A 17488-nucleotide genomic window follows, 5' to 3' on the forward strand; every position below is an offset into this window, starting at 1 on the left:
CACACCGAGAGTGCCAGTTCCCTCACTCTAGGAACGCCTTGGCACTCGGTCAAGGCGAGTGCTAACCGTGTCCACCCGCCGCCCGGTGCGGTGCACCGCGGCGCGCGACAGGTGGAAGGATCGCCGCCATGGATGCCGACGGGCTCAGCCGGCTGCTCGCCCCCGAGGGGTGGGCGCTGCTGTCCGCCCTGCCGCCGTACGACGAGCGGCTGGCGATGCCGCTGGGCGAGCGGCTGCGCGCCGAGGGGCTGCACCCCTCACTCGTCGCGGCCGCGCTCACGCAGTCCCGGCTGCGCGCCAAGGCCCACGCCAAGCTCGGCGACTTCGCCGACGGCATGCTGTTCACGTCCGCCGGGCTCGAGCAGGCGACCCGGCTCGAGGTCGCCGCGCACCACGCGCGCCGGTACCGCGACGCGGGCCTGACGCACGTCGCGGACCTCACGTGCGGGATCGGGGCCGACGCGCTCGCGTTCGCGGGCGTGGGGCTGCGCGTCACCGCGGCCGAGCTCGACGAGATGACCGCCGCGATCGCCACGGTCAACCTGCGCCACTTCCCCGAGGTCGAGGTCCGGCACACCGACGGCCTCACGCTCGACCTCGCGGACGTCGACGGCGTCTACGCCGACCCCGCCCGGCGCACGGGCGGCGGCTCGCGCGTCCACGACCCGGCCGCGTACGCACCGCCGCTCGACGCGGTGCTCGCCGTACGCGAGCGCGTCCCCGCCCTCGGCCTCAAGCTCGGCCCGGGCGTCGCGCACCGCGACCTGCCCGCGGACGCGCGCGCGCAGTGGGTCTCGGTCGACGGTGACGTCGTCGAGCTGGGTCTGTGGTTCGGGCCCCTCGCACCCGAGGGCCCCGGGCGGTCCGCGCTCGTCCTCGCGGGCGGCACCGCGCACGTCCTCGCACCCGACGAGCCCGCGGCCGCGCACGTCGGCGAGCTCGGGGGCTACCTGTACGAGCCCGACGGGGCGGTGATCCGCGCCGGGCTCGTCGGGGACGTCGCGCTCGACGTGCGCGGACGCCTCGTCGACCCGACGATCGCGTACGTGACGTCCGACGAGCGCAGCGCGACCCCGTTCGCGACGGGCTACCGCGTCCTCGACCGCATGCCGTTCGGTCTCAAGCGCCTGCGCACGTACCTGCGCGAGCGCGGCGTCGGGCGGCTCACGATCAAGAAGCGCGGCACCGCCGTCGTGCCCGAGCAGCTGCGCCGCCAGCTCGACCTGCGGGGCGAGGCGACGGGCACGATCGTCCTGACGCGCATCGCCGGGCAGCAGAGCGTGCTCGTCGTCGAGCCGCTCGAGACCCGCACCAGCACCCCGGGGGACGCGTGATGGCCGCACCCGTGCACCTGCCGTTCGCCCGCAGCGAGCGTTCGACGGTCGGCCTCGAGTGGGAGGTCGCCCTCGTCGACGCCGACTCGGGCGACCTGCGCCAGGCGGCCGACGCGATCTTCGACACCGTCGGACACGACCACCCCAACATCACGCAGGAGCTCCTGCGGAACACGGTCGAGATCTCCTCGGGCAAGTGCCGCACGGTCGCCGAGGCGGGCCGGGACCTGCAGCGCGCGCTCGACGAGGTCGCCGCGGCCGCCGCTCCCCTGCGCATCGACCTGATGGGCGGCGGCACGCACCCGTTCGCGAACTGGGCGACGCAGAAGGTCAGCGACAAGCAGCGCTACGCGACGCTGATCGACCGCACGCAGTGGTGGGGCCGGCAGATGCTGATCTACGGCGTGCACGTGCACGTCGGCGTCGAGGACCGGGCCAAGGTGCTGCCGATCTCGCGCGCGATGCTGACGGTGTTCGCGCAGCTCCAGTCGCTGTCGGCGTCGTCGCCGTTCTGGAACGGCAAGGACACCGGCTACGCGTCGAACCGCGCGCTGCTGTTCCAGCAGCTGCCCACGGCGGGCCTGCCGTACCAGTTCGAGGAGTGGTCGCAGCTCGAGCAGTACGTGGGCGACATGATGCACACGGGCGTGATCGACCAGTTCGACGAGGTGCGCTGGGACATCCGCCCGTCGCCCCGGTTCGGGACGCTCGAGATGCGCATCGCCGACGGCGCGACGAACCTGCTCGAGGTCACCGCGATCTCGGCGCTGACGCACTGCCTCGTCGAGCACTTCTCGACGCTCCTCGACGCGGGCGAGCCGCTGCCGAGCATGCCGACCTGGTTCGTCCAGGAGAACAAGTGGCGCTCGGCGCGCTACGGGATGGACGCGATCGTCATCACCGACGCGGCCGGCGACGAGGAGCTGGTCACCGACTCGGTGTCCCGCTGGCTCGAGGTGCTCGCGCCCGTGGCCGAGCGGCTCGGCTGCGCCGACGAGCTCGACCAGGTGCGCGTGGTGCTGCGCCGGGGCGCGTCCTACCAGCGCCAGCGCGCGGTCGCGCGGCGCAACGCGGGCGAGCTCGACGCGGTGGTCGCGTCCCTCGTCGCCGAGCTCCGGGCGGGCAAGCCGCTCTGAGCCGGCCGGGACTCGCGCCTCGAGCCCGCCCGCGTGGTCAGCGCTGCGCGTACGTCCGCTCGATCGACGGGAAGTACGAGGCGGGGCCGCTCACCGTCCCCTCAGGCATCGGCCAGCACCGCGTCGATCTGGCCCATGGCGGCCGTCATGCCGTCGGCCATCCCCATCGCGACGAGCTTCTCGAGGTCCTCGAGGGTGTCGAACCGCGACGTCACGGTCATCCGGGTGCCGCCCTCGAGCGGCTCGAACGTCACGCGCCCGTGGATGGTCGGCATCTCGTCGGACGGCTGTCCTGCGTCGTCGGCGAACCCGTCCTCGAACTCGATGGACCTGTGCTCGTCGATCGCCAGGAACGTCCACCAGCCGTGCGCCTTCTCGCCGTCCGGGCCCGTCATGAAGTACGAGACGTGGCCGCCGACGCGCAAGTCGTGGTCCGGGAACGTCGCGGGCCACTCGGGCGGGCCCCACCAGCGCTCGAGCTTGCGCGGGTCGGCCCAGATCTGCCACACCTTCTCGGGCGGTGCGGCGAGCTCCGCGACGATCACGAGGCTGAGCGCCTGCGTGTCCTTGGTCGTGCTGACGACTGTCATGACGGGTCCCTCTCGTCCTGGGTGGGCGGGTGCTGCTGGTGGTCGTCGTCCTGGGCGAGGAGGTCCGCGATCCGGTCCACCCGGCCGCGCCAGACCGCCTCGTACGCGTCGAGCAGCCGGGCTGCCGCCCGGACCGTCTCGACGTCGCCGCTCACGATCTGCTCACGTCCCTGCCGACGCTTGTGCACGAGCGCCGCCCGTTCGAGCACCGCGACGTGCTTCTGGACCGCCGCGAAGCTCATCGAGTACCGCCGGGCGAGCGTCGAGACCGACTGCTCGTCCCGCAGCACGCGCACGACGATGTCGCGCCGGGTCGCGTCGGCGAGCGCGCCGAAGATCCGGTCGACCTCGTCCTGGTCGAGCTGGGCGACGCCTGTTCCTACAACCATGTGGTTGTACGTTACGCGCGGACCGGCTCAGCCACAACCCCCGGGGACCTCAGTCCGTGCGCATCGCCTCGGCGACGGCCCGCGCACCCGCCGCCGCCTCGCCGCGCAGCCCGGCGACGACGCCCGCACGGTCGGCCGCGGACCGGTTCTGGCTCAGCTTCGCCTTGCCCTCCACGCGCTCCACCACGAGCTCGACCCCGACGACCGCGCGCAGCTGCTTGGTCACGAACACCTCGGGCGCGTCGGTCACGCGCCACGGCCGTGACCGCTGCGCCTCGTGCGCATCCGTGAGCCGCGTGACCGCGTCCCGCACCCACCGCGGGTCGTCGTGCACCGTGACGCGGCCCGTGAGGTGCACCGCGGAGTAGTTCCACGTCGGCACCACGCGCCCGTGCTCGGCCTTCGACGCGTACCAGGACGGCGACACGTACGCCTGGTCTCCCGCCACGATGGCGAGCGCCGGCGAGCCTGGCTCGATCCCCCGCCACTGCCCGTTGCCCCGCGCCATGTGCGCGACCAGCCGGTCCTCGTCCCACAGCACGGGCAGCAGCGTCGCGACCGGGAACCCGTCCGGACCCACGGTCACGAGCTCGGCGGACCCGACGGCACGCACGAGCGCACGCGCGTCGTCGTCGTCGATGGCGTTGAACACCGGGACGTACATGCGCGTGAGGCTACCGACCGCCGTCCAGCGCATTCTGCGGCGGCCACGGCCCGGCGTCGGCCGGCACGAGCGGCAGCTCGGTCGCCGCGAAGAACGCGACGTCACCCGGGTCGTGGGTCACGAGCACGACGGTGCGCCCCTCGAGCCGCTCGCGCGTCCACGCGAGGACCGCGTCCCGCCCGGCGGCGTCGAGCCCGGTGAACGGCTCGTCGAGCACGACGAGGTCCGCGTCGCCCGCGAGCGCGCGCACGAGCGCGACGCGGCGGCGCTGACCGCCGGACAGCGTGCGCACGGGGACGTGCCACGCGCGCCCGTCGAGACCGACGCAATCCAGCGCGTCGGTGACGGCCACCGCGCGCACCGACCGCGGCAGCACCAGCCGCACGTTCGCGACCGCCGACAGCTGCTCGCACAGCCGCAGGTCCTGGAACGCCACCGCGCGGCGCAGCCCGTCGAGCCCGGTCACGCGGCCCGACGACGGCGGCACGAGCCCGAGCAGCACCCGGCCGAGCGTCGTCTTGCCCGCACCGTTCGGCCCGGTCACCGCGGTCACACCGGACCGCGGCAGCACGGCCGACAGGCCGGCGAGCGCGGTGCGTCCGCCGTACCGGACCGTGACGTCGTGCAGCGCGATCACGCGACGCCCCCCGCCTCGAGGCCCGACGGGCGGCGACGGACCGGCTCGCCGCCCCGACCGCCAGCACGGTCGAGGGCCGCGACCACGACGCGCTCGGTGAGCGCCGCGAGCACGACGACGACGACCGTCCACGCGAGCACGTCCGCCGTCGCCAGGAACAGCCTCGCCTGGTAGAGCTGCTCACCGATCGTCCCGGCGGGCAGGCCGATGACCTCGGCCGCGATGCCCGCCTTCCACGCCAGACCGACACCCGTGCGACACCCCGCGACGAGGAACGGCAGCACCTGCGGGACGTCGACCGCGGTGACCCGCCGCGGCCACGGGACCGCGAACACGCGCGCCATCTCCAGCAGCCGCACGTCACGCGCCCGGATGCCCTCGAGCACGGTCGCGTGCAGGACCGGGAGCGCCATGAGGAACGCGACCACGAGCGCGAGGCGGGACGCGTCGGTCCACACGAGCACCAGGATGATGAAGCTGACCACCGGCGTGGCGCGCACCGTCACGACGACGGGCGCGACGACCGCGTCCGCCCACCGCGACGCGGCGCACGCCGCCGCGAGCGCGACACCGACGACGACGGCGAGGACGAAGCCCGCGGCGATGCTCACGAGCGTGCGGGTCACCGCCGCCCAGAACGCGCTCGTCGGCACCAGCTCGGTGAGCCGCACCGCCACGTCCCACGGTCCGACGAGCAGGACGTGCTGGTCGACCGCCGCGGCGGCGAGCTGCCACACGACGAGCCAGCCGACGACCGCCACGGCCACCCGCGCCCGCTGCGTCGTCGCCCGTCGGCGGCCCCTCACCTGGCGGCCCGTCATCCTGCGCCGCCTACGTCGCACCCAGGTAGAAGTCGTCCCCCGGCAGCGCCCCGCCGACCGACCGCGGCTCCGCGGCGTGCAGCACCGCCAGGTAGCCCTCGAGCGCGGCACGCATCTCGTCGCCCGTGAGCAGCACCAGGTGGCACGCGGGGATCGCGGCCTGCGCGACGGGCGCGGACCGCACGAGCCCCGCCGCGACGACGAGCGGTGCGGCGTCCTGCGGCGAGCCGGTCACGAACGCGACGGAGCGCGCGTCGTCGGCGAGGAAGTCGGCGAGCGCGCCGGGGTGCTCGCGCGCGAACGCGGTCCGCACGACCGTGACTCCCGTGACGAGCTGCGACGACGGCTCGACGTCCGCCCACGCCTGCGTGAGGTCGACCGCGACGCGCACGTCCGGCTCCTGCACGGTGACCGCGGTCGCGTACGGCTGCGGCAGGACACCCACCGTGCCGGGCGTGGCGGCGAGGGCCGCGGCGACCTGCGTGGGCTCGGGCACGTACTCGACGGTGACGTCCGTGCCGGGCGTCAGGCCCGCGCGCCGCAGGAGGTGCTCGAGCACGTACTGCGGGCTCGCACCCTTGCCGGTGGAGAGCACCGTGCGGCCGCGCAGGTCGGCGAGCGAGCGGACGTCGGTCCCGTGCTCGAGCACCGAGAGCACGCCGAGCGTGTTGACGGCCAGCGCCTGCACGGCCGGGCCCGCGTCCGTGCGGGTCTGCCGGTGCACGACCGCGGCGAGGTTCGCCGGGAGCAGCGCGATGTCGACGTCGCCGCGCACGAGCTGCGGGACCACCTCGTCGGGCGTGCCGTACGTGGTGACCCGGTAGTCCTGGCGCGCGGTGCCCGCGGCCGCGTCCCGCATCAGGCCGAGCAGACCGATCGTCGTCGGGCCCGCGAGCGCGGCGACCCGTACGGTGACGCGCTCGGCGGACGGCGAGGGGCGGGGCCCGGGCGTGGTGGTGGTGACGGCGGCCGGGTCCGTGGGGGGCGTGCTCGGGCCGCACGCGGCGAGCAGCGCGAGCACGCACGCGCCGAGCAGGGCGACGGTCCGCCTCATCGCGGCCTCCTTCCCGGTCGTCGTCACGCGCGGAACGGCGCGTACGTCGTGTGCAGGAGCTCGTGCGCGAGCGGCGAGGCCGGTGCGCCGTAGAACTCGTCGTAGAGCCGCAGGACGTCCGGGTTCTCCTGGGACTTGCGGATCGGCGAGAGCTGGTCGATGTCGACGAGCACCTGCTGGCGGCCGGGCGTCTCGGCGGCGCACGTCGGCACGGGGTGACCCGCGCCGCTCACGCACCCGCCCGGGCACGCCATGATCTCGACGAGGTCGTACCCGACGTCCTCGCCCGCGATCACCCGGCGGATGAGCGGTTCGGCGTTGCCCAGCCCCGAGACCACGGCGACCCGCACGTCGACGCCCCCGGCGGTGACGTGCGCCTCCTTGAACCCGTCGGTCCCCCGCAGCTCGGTGAAGTCGAGGTGGTCGACGAGCGGCTCACCGGTGAGCTGCTCGACCGCCATGCGCAGCGTGGCCTCGGCCACACCGCCCGACGCGCCGAACAGGACACCCGCGCCGGACACGCGCGCGTACGGCTCGTCGAACTCGCCCGGCTCGACGTCCGCGGCCTCGAGCCGCAGCATCTGCACCATCTCGAGGAGCTCGGTCGTGGTCAGGACCGCGTCGACGTCCCGGACCCCGTCGGTCGTGTGCTCGGGCCGCGCGGCCTCGTCCTTCTTGGCGATGCAGGGCACGACGGACACGACGTACAGGTCGTCGAGCGCGATGCCGGCCTGCGCGGCGAAGTGGTGCTTCACGGTCGTGCCCATCATCTGCTGCGGGCTCTTGCAGCTCGACAGGTGGTCGATCAGCTCGGGGTAGCGCCGCTCGACGAGGTTCACCCAGCCGGGGCAGCACGACGTGAACTGCGGCAGCACGCCCCCGGTCGCGACCCGCTCGAGGAACTCGGTGGTCTCCTCGAGGATCGTCAGGTCCGCGGCGAACGAGAAGTCGAACACCTTGTCGAACCCGACCTGGCGCATGAGCCCGGCGATGAACGGGCTCGCCGCGGCCGGCTCGATGCCGTACTCCGCGGCGATCACCGACCGCACGGCGGGCGCGACGAACCCGACGACGACCGTGTGCGGGTCGTTGATCGCGGTGAACACGTCCCCGCGCTCGCGCACGTAGTCGAGCGCACCGCACGGGCACGCGCGCACGCACTGGCCGCACGAGACGCAGTCGGTCTGCGACAGCGGGAGCCCGTTGTGCGTGCCGACGACGAGCCGGCCCTCGTGGTACTGGAACGCCAGCACCCCGGGCCCCTCGATCTCGGCGCACGCGGTGACGCACCGCCCGCACGCGATGCACTTGTTGTTGTCGCGCACGATGAACGGGTGGTCCGCGACCACGGGCTCGTACGGCCGCACGTGCAGCGGCAGCTCGAACACGACCCCGTGCGCGGTCGCCTCGTCGCGCAGCTGGCAGCAGTCCTGCTTGGCGCACCCGCAGGACAGGCAGCGCGCGGCCTCGGTGCGTGCCTGCTGCTCGGTCAGCCCGGTCTCGACCTCGGCGAACCCCGCGAGGCGCTCCTCGACGGGCAGCGACGGCATCGTCGCGCGTGGGACGCGCACGACGTCCTCGAGCTCGTGCCGCGGCAGGTCCTCGAGCGTGCCGCGCGAGCAGGAGTAGTCCTCGTGGCTCGGCCGGACGTAGCCGCGCAGGACGAAGTCCGACATCGCGGCCGCCGCACGGCGTCCCGCGGCGACCGCCTGGATCACGGTCGCGGGACCGGTGACGCAGTCGCCGCCCGCGAAGATCTTGTCCTCCGACGACTGCATGGTCCGGCCGTCGACCTCGACGTCGCCCCACTGGTTGAGCCGCACGGGCAGGTCCGCGTACGCGGCCTCCTCGGCGCCGTGCGCGGGACGACCGCGCACCCACGAGCTGATGTGCACGGGCATCTCGTAGTAGAGGAACGCCGTGTCGGTGCTCTGGCCGATGGCCCCGATGATCGTGTCGGCCTCGATCTCGAGCTCGCTGCCCTCGACGGGCACGGGGCGACGCCGCCCGGTGCGGTCCGCCTCGCCCAGCTCCATGCGCAGGCAGACGAGGCGCTTGGTGCCGTCGGCACCGACCGTGATCCGCGCGGGCGCCGTCAGGTAGAGCATCTCGACGCCCTCCGCGACGGCCTCCTCGACCTCGAACGGCTCCGCGGGCATCTCCTGGCGCGTGCGCCGGTACACGAGCTGCACGCGCGACGCCCCGGAGCGCAGCGCCGTACGCGCGCAGTCGATCGCCGTGTTGCCGCCGCCGACGACGACCGTGCGGCCCAGCGGGATCTCGTCGCCCTTCGCCACGCGCTCGAGGTACTGGATGCCCAGCCACACGCCGTCGAGGTTCTCCCCGTCGATGCGCAGCGGTGTCGCCCGCCACGAGCCGATCGCGAGGTACACGGCGTCGAAGTCGCGGCGCAGGTCCTCCAGGCTCAGGTGCGTGCCGAGCGCCTTGCCGGTCACGACGCGCACGCCCAGCGCGCGGATGATGTCGATCTCGTGCTCGAGCGTGGACTTGGGCAGGCGGTACTCGGGGATGCCGTAGCGCATCATGCCGCCCGCGTGGTCCTGCTTCTCGCACACCGTGACCGCGTGGCCGGCGAGCGCGCTGTAGTACGCCGCGGACAGCCCGGACGGCCCGGCGCCGACGACGGCGATCCGCTTGCCCGTCGCGGGCGCGGTCCGCGGGACCCACGGTGTTTCGCGCGCCATGTCCCAGTCGGTCGCGAACCGCTTGACGTAGTTGATCGCCACGGGCTCGTCGACGAGGTTGCGCCGGCACGCCGACTCGCACAGGTGCGGGCACACCCGCCCGCAGACCGACGGGAACGGGTTGCGGTCCTTGATCACCCGCACCGCGGCCTCGTAGTTGCCGTCCGCGACGTGCTGCAGGTAGGTCTGCACGTCGACGCCCGCGGGGCAGGTCTGGACGCACGGCGCGACGCAGTCGGCGTTGTGGTCCGTGAGCAGCTGCTCGAGGCGCACCTTGCGGTAGGCCTCCAGGCGCGGCGACCGCGTCGTGACGACCATGCCCGCGGTCAGCGGCGTCAGGCACGCCTTGACGTCACGCGGCGCGCCCTCGCCGACCTCCACCACGCACAGCCCGCAGCTCGCGTTGGAGCGCTCGAGGCGCACGTCGTGGCACAGCGACGGGATCGCGATCCCCTCGGCGGCCAGCGCCCGCAGGATCGTCGTGCCCGCGTCGACCTCCACCTCGCGGCCGTCGACCGTCACGGTCACGCGCTCGTCGTGCACGCTCACGCGGCGCCCTCCTCGCAGGGCTCACGCGCCGGGCCTCGTCGCCCGCACGCTGCGCGGCGTGCCCACGCCGCGTCACGTCCACGCTAGGGACGCCACCCCGGCGCGCGCGCGTGACTTCCGACCCAGATGCGCAGGCCGGGGCCCTAGACGAGGACCTGCGTGAGGGGCATCGAGGAGTCGACGGGGATGTCGAGCGACGAGGGCCGCATGCCGCGGCGGACGACCGCCGAGCCGAGCGCGGCGATCATCGCGCCGTTGTCGGTGCAGTAGCGGATGGGCGGGATGCGCAGCTCGATGCCGGCCTCGGCGCACCGCTGGGCGGCCAGGTCCCGCAGCTGGGAGTTGGCGGAGAACCCGCCGCCGACGACGAGCGTCGACACCCCGTGCGCGCGGCACGCCGCGATCGTCTTGGCGGTCAGCACGTCCGCGACCGCGGCGGCGAACGACGCGGACACGTCCGCGAGCGGCAGCTCCTCGCCCGCGTCCTGGCGTGCCTCGACCCAGCGCGCCACCGCCGTCTTCAGCCCGGAGAACGAGAAGTCCGTCGCGTGCTTCGCCTGGTCCTTGGCGGCGGTCAGACCCCGCGGGAAGCGGATCGCCTCGGGGTTCCCCTCACGCGCGAGGCGGTCGATGTGCGGGCCGCCCGGGTAGGGCAGGCCGAGCAGGCGGCCCACCTTGTCGAACGCCTCCCCTGCGGCGTCGTCGAGCGTCGAGCCGAGCTCGGTGACGTGCACGGTGTCGTCGAGCATGAGGAGCGAGGAGTGCCCGCCGGAGACGACGAGCGCCATGACGCGCTCCGGGAACGGGCCGTCGACGAGCTCGTCGACGACGGCGTGGCCGATGACGTGGTTGACGCCGTACAGCGGCTTGTCGAGACCGATCGCGAGGGCCTTCGCCGCGGCGGCGCCGACGGTGAGCGGCCCGACCAGGCCCGGTCCCGCGGTCACGGCGATCGCGTCGACCTGGTCGAGCGTGACGTCGGCGGTGGCGAGCGCACGCTCGATCGTCGGGACCATCGCCTCCAGGTGGGCGCGCGACGCGATCTCGGGGATGATCCCGCCGAACCGCGCGTGCTCGTCGACCGAGGACGCCACCGCGTCGACGAGCAGGTCGTACCCGCGCACGAGCGCGACGCCGGTCTCGTCGCACGACGTCTCGATCCCGAGGACGAGGGGCTCGCTGTTCGGCATGCCGACAACCTTAGGCCGCTCGCGCGCCGGGCTCGCACCGGCCGCGTCGCCGGGTGGGCCCCCGTGCGAGGCGAGCGCGAGACGTGCCGACGCACTGTGACGACGGTCACACGCCGCCGGGGGAAGTGTCGAGGTTGGTTGAGACTTCAAGTGAACTATGACGACCGAGACCTCGACGATCGACTCCCTCGACTTCCCGACGCCCACGTACGCGATCGGCGACGACGCCGCCGACCTGCTATTCCGCGGCGCCCGGACCGTCGGCGCGTTCACGGACCAGCCCGTGACCGACGCCGACCTGCAGGCCGCGTACGACCTGCTCAAGTGGGGCCCGACCGCGATGAACATCACGCCGCTGCGCCTGCTCGTCGTGCGTTCCGACGAGGCGAAGGCCCGGCTCGCCGCGCTCGCCGCCGAGGGCAACCGCGAGCGCGTCCTGGCCGCGCCCGTCACGCTCGTCGTCGCCGCCGACCCGGCGTTCCACCACCACCTGCCGGTGCTCGCCCCGCACCGCGCCGCGATGGTCGACGCGCTCGACGCCCAGCCCGAGACGCGCGCGGGCATGGCGCGCACCAACACGCTCATCCAGACCGGCTACCTGCTCACCGCGCTGCGCGCCACCGGCCTCGACGTGGGCCCGATCGGCGGGTTCGACGCCGCGGGCGTCGACGAGCAGCTGCTCGCCGGGACGGGCTGGCAGTCGCAGCTGATCGTCCTCGTCGGCCACCGTGACGGCGTGGGCACCGCGCACCCCCGGGCCGCGCGGCTCACCTGGGACCAGGTCTCCACGACCGTCTGAGGCGTCGGTCAGGACCCGGTCGCGACCGGGCGGTCCGGGTCCGACGACCACTGCGACCACGAACCCGGGTACAGCGCCGCCTCCACCCCGATGCTCGCGAGCGCCGCGACCTGGTGCGCCGCCGTGACCCCCGAGCCGCAGTACACCGCGACCGGCGCACCCGCCGCGGCCCGCAGCGCGCGGAACCGCTCCGTCAGCGCGTCCGCGGGCAGGAACGTGCCGTCGTCCGCGAGGTTCTGCGCGGTCGGCGCGCTCACCGCGCCCGGGATGTGGCCCGCACGCGGGTCCACCGGCTCGACCTCGCCCGCGTAGCGCTCCGCCGCGCGAGCGTCGAGCAGCGTGCCCTCGTGCGGCCACGCGGCCGCGTCGTCGGCGTCGATCGTCGGGAGCGCGCCGGGCGCGAGCACCACGTCGCCCGGCTCCGGCGTGACCTCGCCCGGCTCGAGCGACAAGCCCTCTGCCGACCAGGCCGCGAGCCCGCCGTCGAGCAGCCGCACGTCCGCGACGCCCGCCCAGCGCAGCAGCCACCACGCGCGCGCCGCGGAGGTGCCGCCGCTCGCGTCGTACGCCACGACCGGCACCCCCTCCCGCACGCCCCAGCGCCGCGCGGCGGCCTCGAGCGCCGCGACGTCCGGCAGCGGGTGCCGGCCGGCGGCGGCGCTCGGCGGCGCCGCGAGCTCGGAGTCGAGGTCCACGTAGACCGCGCCGGGCAGGTGCCCCGCGAGGTACTGCTCGTGGCCGTCGGAGCGGCCCAGCGCCCAGCGCACGTCCAGCAGGACGGGCGGCTCGTCGCCCGCCAGCTCCGCCGCGAGCGCCACCGCGTCCACCAGCACCGCGGCGCGCGTCGTGTCCGTCGTCCCGTTCGTCATGCCCGCTCCCCCGTCTCGTCGGCACCGGACCCCGCGGTCGCGCGGGGTCCTCCACCCGGAGCCTGCGCCAGGTCGAGGCGCATCGTCCAGGCGTCCTTGTTCTCCGGCTGGTAGTACCCGCGGCGCAGGCCGAGCTTCTCGAACCCGGCCCGCTGGTACAGCCGCAGCGCGGGCTCGTTGTCGACCCGCACCTCGAGGAACACCGACGGTGCGCCGACCTCGCGCGCCCGCGCGACGAGCGCGTCGAGCAGCACCCGGCCGATGCCGCGGCCCTGGTGCCCCACCGCCGTGCCGATCGTCATCACCTGCGCGTCGTAGCCGTCGAACCACAGCCCGGCGTACCCGACGAGCGGGCCGTTGCCGTACTGCGCCCCGACGTACCAGCGCCCCGGGCCGACGACCTCGTCGGCGAGGCTCGCGGGCGACCAGGCCGCGGCGCCGAACAGCGTGCGCTCCAGGACGTCCAGCGCCGGGACGTCGTCGGGCGTCAGCGGCCGCAGCCGCAGCGGCGTGCTGTCGGGGCTCATCCGCCCAGGACGCGCTTGCTGCCCGCCGACGGCACGGCGTCCGGGCGGCGCAGGTACAGCGGGTCGGTGCCGAGCGCCTCACCCGCCGCGCGGCGCGCGAGCGCGAGCGGCACGAGCTCGGCCGCGTCGAGGTCGTCGGCGCCCGCCACGTGCGTCAGGCCCGCGAACGCGTCGGGGTACAGGTGCGTGCCGGCGCCGACGACGAAGCCGCCCGCCACCGCGGGCTCGTCGGCCACCTCGTGCGCCGGCCCGACGCGCGGCTCGACGAGCGCGCCCAGGACGCCCTGCTCGTCACGCCGGTACGCGGCCCAGTAGACCTCGCGGCGGCGCGCGTCGGTCGCGACGACCAGCGGCGCGCCCGTCGGGACCGCACGGGTCGCGGCCGCGGCGAGCGCGTCGAGGCTCGGCACGCCGAGCGCGGGCACGCCGAGTGCGAGCGCGAGGGTCCGCGCGCTCACCAGGCCGACGCGCAGGCCGGTGAACGGCGCCGGACCGGTGCCGACGACGACCGCGGACAGCTCGCGGCGGTCGACGCCGGCATCCGCGAGCGCCTCGGCGACGAGCGGGGCGAGCAGCTCCGCGTGATGACGGGGCAGGTCCGCGCGGTGGCGGACGAGCGCGCTGCCGGCGTCGTCCGTGACGGCGACGGAGACGGACGAGGACGTGTCGAGGGCGAGCAGGGGCACGACGCTCAGCCTGCCACGTCGTCCGCGCCGACCGTGCGGTCGGCGGCGTCGTCCGCCGCGCGCGCGAGCGCCGCCAGGTCGACCCCGGACCACCGCTCGCCGACCGCGCGCAGCGTCACGACGCGCTCCCCCGCACCCCCGTCGTCGTCGGCGACCTCCGCGGCGTCCTCCGCCGTCGCCGCACCGCGCGGTCGCGTCAGGGCGATCTCGAGCCGGTCGGTGGCGATCGCCTCCACCCAGCCCCGACCCCACTCGACGACCGTGACCGCGTCCTCGAGGCTCGAGTCGAGGTCGAGGGCCTCGACCTCGTCGAGCGAGGACAGCCGGTACGCGTCGACGTGCACGAGGTCGGGGCCCTGCGTGCCGTCCTCGCGCACGAGCCCGGGGTGCACCCGGGCGATGATGAACGTCGGCGAGGCGACCTGTCCGCGCACGCCGAGGCCCGCGCCGATGCCCTGCGTGAGCGTGGTCTTGCCGGCGCCGAGGTCACCGGTGAGGACCAGGAGGTCACCCGCGCGCAGCACGCCCGCGAGCGCACGGCCGAACCCGCGGGTGGCCTGCGCGTCGGGCAGCCGGACGACGACGTCGCTCATCGCGCACCTCCCGTGACCGCGGCCGCGCCGGTCGCCGCCGCGGCCTCGCCGGCGGAGCCCCCGAGCACCTCGACGCCGACGTACTCGCGCGGCACCGAGCCGGACAGCCGCGTGACGATCTCGTACGAGATGGTCCCGGCGGCGACGGCCCAGTCCTGCGCGGTCGGCCCGCCGTCCGCACCCGTGCCGAACAGCTCGACGCGGTCCCCGGCCTGCTCGGTCGCGTCCGGGCCGAGGTCGACGACCACCTGGTCCATGCAGACCCGCCCCGCGACGCCGAGCGTGCGGTCACCCACGCGGATCGGCCCGCCGGACCGCTCGCGCGAGCCCGAGGCGTGCCGCGGTATGCCGTCCGCGTACCCGAGCGGCACCACCCCGAGCCGCGTCTCGTGCGGCGTGACGTACTGGTGCGCGTAGGACACCCCGTGGCCCGCGGGCACGCGCTTGACGGTCGCGAGCTCGGCCTCGAGCGTCATCGCGGGCACGAGCCCGTAGTCGCCCGGACCACCGAGCTGCGGCACGGGCGACAGCCCGTAGACCGCGATGCCGGGCCGCACCAGGTCGTAGTGCACCTGCGGCGACGTGAGGGTCGCGGCGGAGTTCGCGATGTGCCGGACCTCGATCGCCGCGCCGGCGGCCTCCGCGAGCCGGACGGCGTCGGCGAACACGTCGTGCTGCGCGCGCACGGTCGCGTGGTCGGGCTCGTCGGCGAACGCGAGGTGGGACCAGATCCCGACGAGGGCGACCGCGCCCTCCGCCTGGGCCCGCAGCGCGGCGGGGAGCAGGTCCGCGAGGCCGTCGGGGGTCAGGCCGTTGCGGCCGAGGCCCGTGTCGACCTTGAGGTGCACGCGCGCGGTCCGGCCGACGAGCCGCGCGGCCGCGACGACCTCGTCGAGCGCGGGGGCGGACGAGACGGAGACGTCGACGTCCGCCTCGATCGCGCGGGCGATCGGTGCGCCCGGCGCGTACAGCCACGTGAGCACACGCGGCGCGGTGACGCCCGCGTCGCGCAGCGCGATCGCCTCGTCCATCTGCGCGGTGCCCAGCCACGTCGCACCGCCCGCGACCGCCGCGCGCGCCGACGGCACGAGCCCGTGCCCGTACGCGTCGGCCTTCACCACGGCCATGAGCTGCGCGGTGGGCGCGTGGGCGCGCAGGGAGCGGACGTTGGACGCGATGACGGACAGGTCGACGACGGCTCGGGCGGGGAAGCTCACCGGCCCATCCTCCCACCGCGACCCGGCCCCTCCGCCGACCTCGTCGTCGGCCCTGTCGTCGGCCCTGTCGTCGGCCCTGTCGTCACGCGGGCCGTCGAGCCGGCGGTCCAGCCGACCGTCGGCCGGGACGCGTCCGCGCGGAGCAGCGCGGCCACCGTCTCGGGCAGCGCGAGCGCGACCGCGCGCGCCGTGACGGGACCGCCGGGGTTCGCGGTGCGCGCCGCACGGCCGTGCACGAGCGCGGCGGCCGCCGCGAGCGCGGCCGCGAGCGACGGGTCGTCGGCGACGTCCGCCGCGCGTCCCGCGAGCATCGCCCCCAGCAGGCCCGCGAGCACGTCGCCGGCCCCCGCGGTGGCGAGCCACGCGGGCGCGTCGGACTGCGCGTACGCGGCGCCGTCCGGCCCGACGACGAGCGTGACGTGCCCCTTGACCAGCACGGTCGCGCCCGTGAGCTCGTGCGCGAGGCGCGCGTGCCGCAACGGGTGCGCCTCCACGTGCTCGCGGTCGACGCGGTGCCCGCGGGCCGTCAGCAGCCGCGCGAGCTCACCCGCGTGCGGGGTGAGCACGACGTGCGCGGGCACGCGCGGCGGCAGCAGCTCGAGCGCACCCGCGTCGACGACCGCGGGCTCGGCGCGGTGCAGCACGCCCTCGAAGGCGTGCTCGATGCGCCGCCGCTGCGCGGCGTCCTCGGGCGAGACCCCCGGCCCGAACACCCACGCCTGCACGTGCCCCGGCCCGGCCACCACCTCGGGCCGCCGCGCGACGACGAGGTCCGCCACGTCACCCAGGTACCGGACCATCCCCACGCCCGCGAGCACGGCGGCCGACGTCGCGAGCACCGCCGCGCCGGGGTAGCGCCGCGCGCCCGCGACCACCCCGACGACCCCGCGCGAGTACTTGTGCGCCGTCGGCCCGGGGACGGGCCACAGCGCGGCGGCGTCGTGGCCCTCGAGCCGCGCGATCGCGGGCCGCCCCGGCAGGTCGAGACCGATGTCGACGACCTCGAGCTCACCCGCGAGCCGGGCCGCCGGCGGCAGCAGCAGCCCCGGCTTGGCGGCACCGAACGTCACGGTCCGGTCGGCGCGCAGCACCGTCCCGGTCGCCGAGCCGTCGTCGACGCCGATGCCCGACGGCGTGTCGACCGCGACGACCACGGGGCCGCGCTCGTCGTCGCGCGCCGACAGCCGTGCCACGAGCGCGCCCGCGACGCCCGTCAGCCCCCCGGGCCGGGCCCCGATCCCCAGGATCCCGTCGAGCACGACGTCCGCACCGGCCGCACGCGCCGCGGCGGCCGCGACGCCGTCCTCGTCGACCACGACCACGCGACCGCCCGCCGCCTCGAGCGCCGCGCGGCCCTCGTCGTGCACGCGCGGTGCGACCGCGAGCGCCACCACGTCCGCACCCCGTGCCCGCAGGTACGCGCCCGCGTGCAGGGCGTCACCGCCGTTGTTCCCCGGCCCGACCAGCAGCACGACGGACCCGCCGACGACGCGACCACGTCGCTCACGCAGCACGCGCGCGACCGCGCCCGCGAGCGCGAACGACGCGCGCTGCATGAGCGGGACACCGTCGGCGAGGAGCGGGGCCTCCGCGGCGCGGACCTGCGCGGACGTCCAGGACAGCAGCACGTGCCCATCCTCGCGCCGGATCCGCGACGAGGCCAACGAGAGCGGTTTGCTACGTTTCCCGCCGGTCCAGTCGTCCCGCCCCGTCGCGTCATCCAGGAGG

17 protein-coding genes are annotated in these 17488 nt (G+C 75.4%); 3 read left to right on the plus strand and 14 right to left on the minus strand.

Translation table 11 applies throughout. The annotated features are described in order from the left end of the window. The first annotated feature begins 128 nt into the window (after positions 1 to 128). Both CBP52_RS09120 and CBP52_RS09125 read left to right on the plus strand, forming a co-directional pair. Positions 129 to 1334 (plus strand): class I SAM-dependent methyltransferase, encoded by a 1206-nt coding sequence (locus tag CBP52_RS09120; protein WP_094180676.1) that lies wholly within the window; start codon positions 129 to 131, stop codon positions 1332 to 1334. Beyond that, positions 1334 to 2470, plus strand: a complete 1137-nt coding sequence (locus CBP52_RS09125) for a glutamate--cysteine ligase (RefSeq protein ID WP_094180677.1) — start codon at positions 1334 to 1336, stop codon at positions 2468 to 2470. The genes CBP52_RS09120 and CBP52_RS09125 overlap by 1 nt, the downstream gene beginning before the upstream one ends. Before the next feature lie 101 nt (positions 2471 to 2571). Here CBP52_RS09125 and CBP52_RS09130 read toward each other — a convergent pair whose 3' ends face one another. The 8 genes from CBP52_RS09130 to tsaD all read right to left on the minus strand — a co-directional run bounded on the left by CBP52_RS09130 (position 2572) and on the right by tsaD (position 11069). Continuing rightward, positions 2572 to 3060, minus strand: a complete 489-nt coding sequence (locus tag CBP52_RS09130; RefSeq protein WP_094180678.1) for an SRPBCC domain-containing protein — start codon at positions 3058 to 3060, stop codon at positions 2572 to 2574. Beyond that, positions 3057 to 3449, minus strand: coding sequence for a helix-turn-helix domain-containing protein (locus CBP52_RS09135; protein WP_094180679.1), 393 nt, complete (start codon positions 3447 to 3449; stop codon positions 3057 to 3059). Before CBP52_RS09135 ends, CBP52_RS09130 begins: the two co-directional genes overlap by 4 nt. 49 nt (positions 3450 to 3498) lie before the next feature. Continuing rightward, on the minus strand, positions 3499 to 4113 hold the full coding sequence (locus CBP52_RS09140) for an FMN-binding negative transcriptional regulator (RefSeq protein ID WP_094182297.1): 615 nt from the start codon (positions 4111 to 4113) through the stop codon (positions 3499 to 3501). 10 nt (positions 4114 to 4123) lie between these two features. Continuing rightward, positions 4124 to 4750 (minus strand): ABC transporter ATP-binding protein, encoded by a 627-nt coding sequence (locus tag CBP52_RS09145; RefSeq protein ID WP_094180680.1) that lies wholly within the window; start codon positions 4748 to 4750, stop codon positions 4124 to 4126. Next, on the minus strand, positions 4747 to 5571 hold the full coding sequence (locus CBP52_RS09150) for an ABC transporter permease (RefSeq protein ID WP_094180681.1): 825 nt from the start codon (positions 5569 to 5571) through the stop codon (positions 4747 to 4749). Before CBP52_RS09150 ends, CBP52_RS09145 begins: the two co-directional genes overlap by 4 nt. Positions 5572 to 5581: 10 nt before the next feature. After that, complete coding sequence (locus CBP52_RS09155) at positions 5582 to 6625, minus strand: ABC transporter substrate-binding protein (RefSeq protein ID WP_157732557.1); 1044 nt, start codon at positions 6623 to 6625, stop codon at positions 5582 to 5584. Positions 6626 to 6648: 23 nt separating this feature from the next. Beyond that, positions 6649 to 9879: a [FeFe] hydrogenase, group A gene (locus CBP52_RS09160; RefSeq protein ID WP_094180683.1), complete on the minus strand. Its 3231-nt coding sequence runs from the start codon at positions 9877 to 9879 to the stop codon at positions 6649 to 6651. Positions 9880 to 10022: 143 nt separating this feature from the next. Beyond that, positions 10023 to 11069 carry a tRNA (adenosine(37)-N6)-threonylcarbamoyltransferase complex transferase subunit TsaD gene (gene tsaD, locus CBP52_RS09165; RefSeq protein WP_094180684.1) on the minus strand — a complete coding sequence of 349 codons (1047 nt, stop codon included), beginning with the start codon at positions 11067 to 11069 and terminating at the stop codon, positions 10023 to 10025. Positions 11070 to 11226: 157 nt separating this feature from the next. On the opposite strand from tsaD, the gene CBP52_RS09170 reads away from it, so the two are divergent. After that, complete coding sequence (locus tag CBP52_RS09170) at positions 11227 to 11868, plus strand: malonic semialdehyde reductase (protein ID WP_094180685.1); 642 nt, start codon at positions 11227 to 11229, stop codon at positions 11866 to 11868. 8 nt (positions 11869 to 11876) lie between these two features. On the opposite strand, the gene CBP52_RS09175 is transcribed toward CBP52_RS09170, so the two are convergent. The 6 genes from CBP52_RS09175 to CBP52_RS09200 are packed head-to-tail and all read right to left on the minus strand — an operon-like array spanning position 11877 to position 17388. Then, a complete protein-coding gene (locus CBP52_RS09175) occupies positions 11877 to 12737 on the minus strand; it encodes a sulfurtransferase (RefSeq protein WP_094180686.1) in 861 nt (286 codons plus the stop codon). Further along, positions 12734 to 13264 carry a ribosomal protein S18-alanine N-acetyltransferase gene (gene rimI, locus CBP52_RS09180; protein ID WP_094180687.1) on the minus strand — a complete coding sequence of 177 codons (531 nt, stop codon included), beginning with the start codon at positions 13262 to 13264 and terminating at the stop codon, positions 12734 to 12736. The genes CBP52_RS09175 and rimI overlap by 4 nt, the downstream gene beginning before the upstream one ends. Beyond that, complete coding sequence (gene tsaB / locus CBP52_RS09185; RefSeq protein ID WP_094180688.1) at positions 13261 to 13950, minus strand: tRNA (adenosine(37)-N6)-threonylcarbamoyltransferase complex dimerization subunit type 1 TsaB; 690 nt, start codon at positions 13948 to 13950, stop codon at positions 13261 to 13263. The genes rimI and tsaB overlap by 4 nt, the downstream gene beginning before the upstream one ends. 5 nt (positions 13951 to 13955) lie before the next feature. Beyond that, entirely contained in the window at positions 13956 to 14543 is a 588-nt protein-coding gene (gene tsaE, locus CBP52_RS09190) for a tRNA (adenosine(37)-N6)-threonylcarbamoyltransferase complex ATPase subunit type 1 TsaE (RefSeq protein WP_094180689.1), read from the minus strand. Then, a complete protein-coding gene (gene alr, locus CBP52_RS09195; RefSeq protein ID WP_094180690.1) occupies positions 14540 to 15760 on the minus strand; it encodes an alanine racemase in 1221 nt (406 codons plus the stop codon). Before alr ends, tsaE begins: the two co-directional genes overlap by 4 nt. Further along, positions 15757 to 17388 (minus strand): bifunctional ADP-dependent NAD(P)H-hydrate dehydratase/NAD(P)H-hydrate epimerase, encoded by a 1632-nt coding sequence (locus CBP52_RS09200; RefSeq protein ID WP_094180691.1) that lies wholly within the window; start codon positions 17386 to 17388, stop codon positions 15757 to 15759. Before CBP52_RS09200 ends, alr begins: the two co-directional genes overlap by 4 nt. Positions 17389 to 17488: the final 100 nt, after the last annotated feature.

This window comes from Cellulomonas sp. PSBB021 (assembly GCF_002240455.1).
GTDB lineage: Bacteria > Actinomycetota > Actinomycetes > Actinomycetales > Cellulomonadaceae > Cellulomonas > Cellulomonas uda.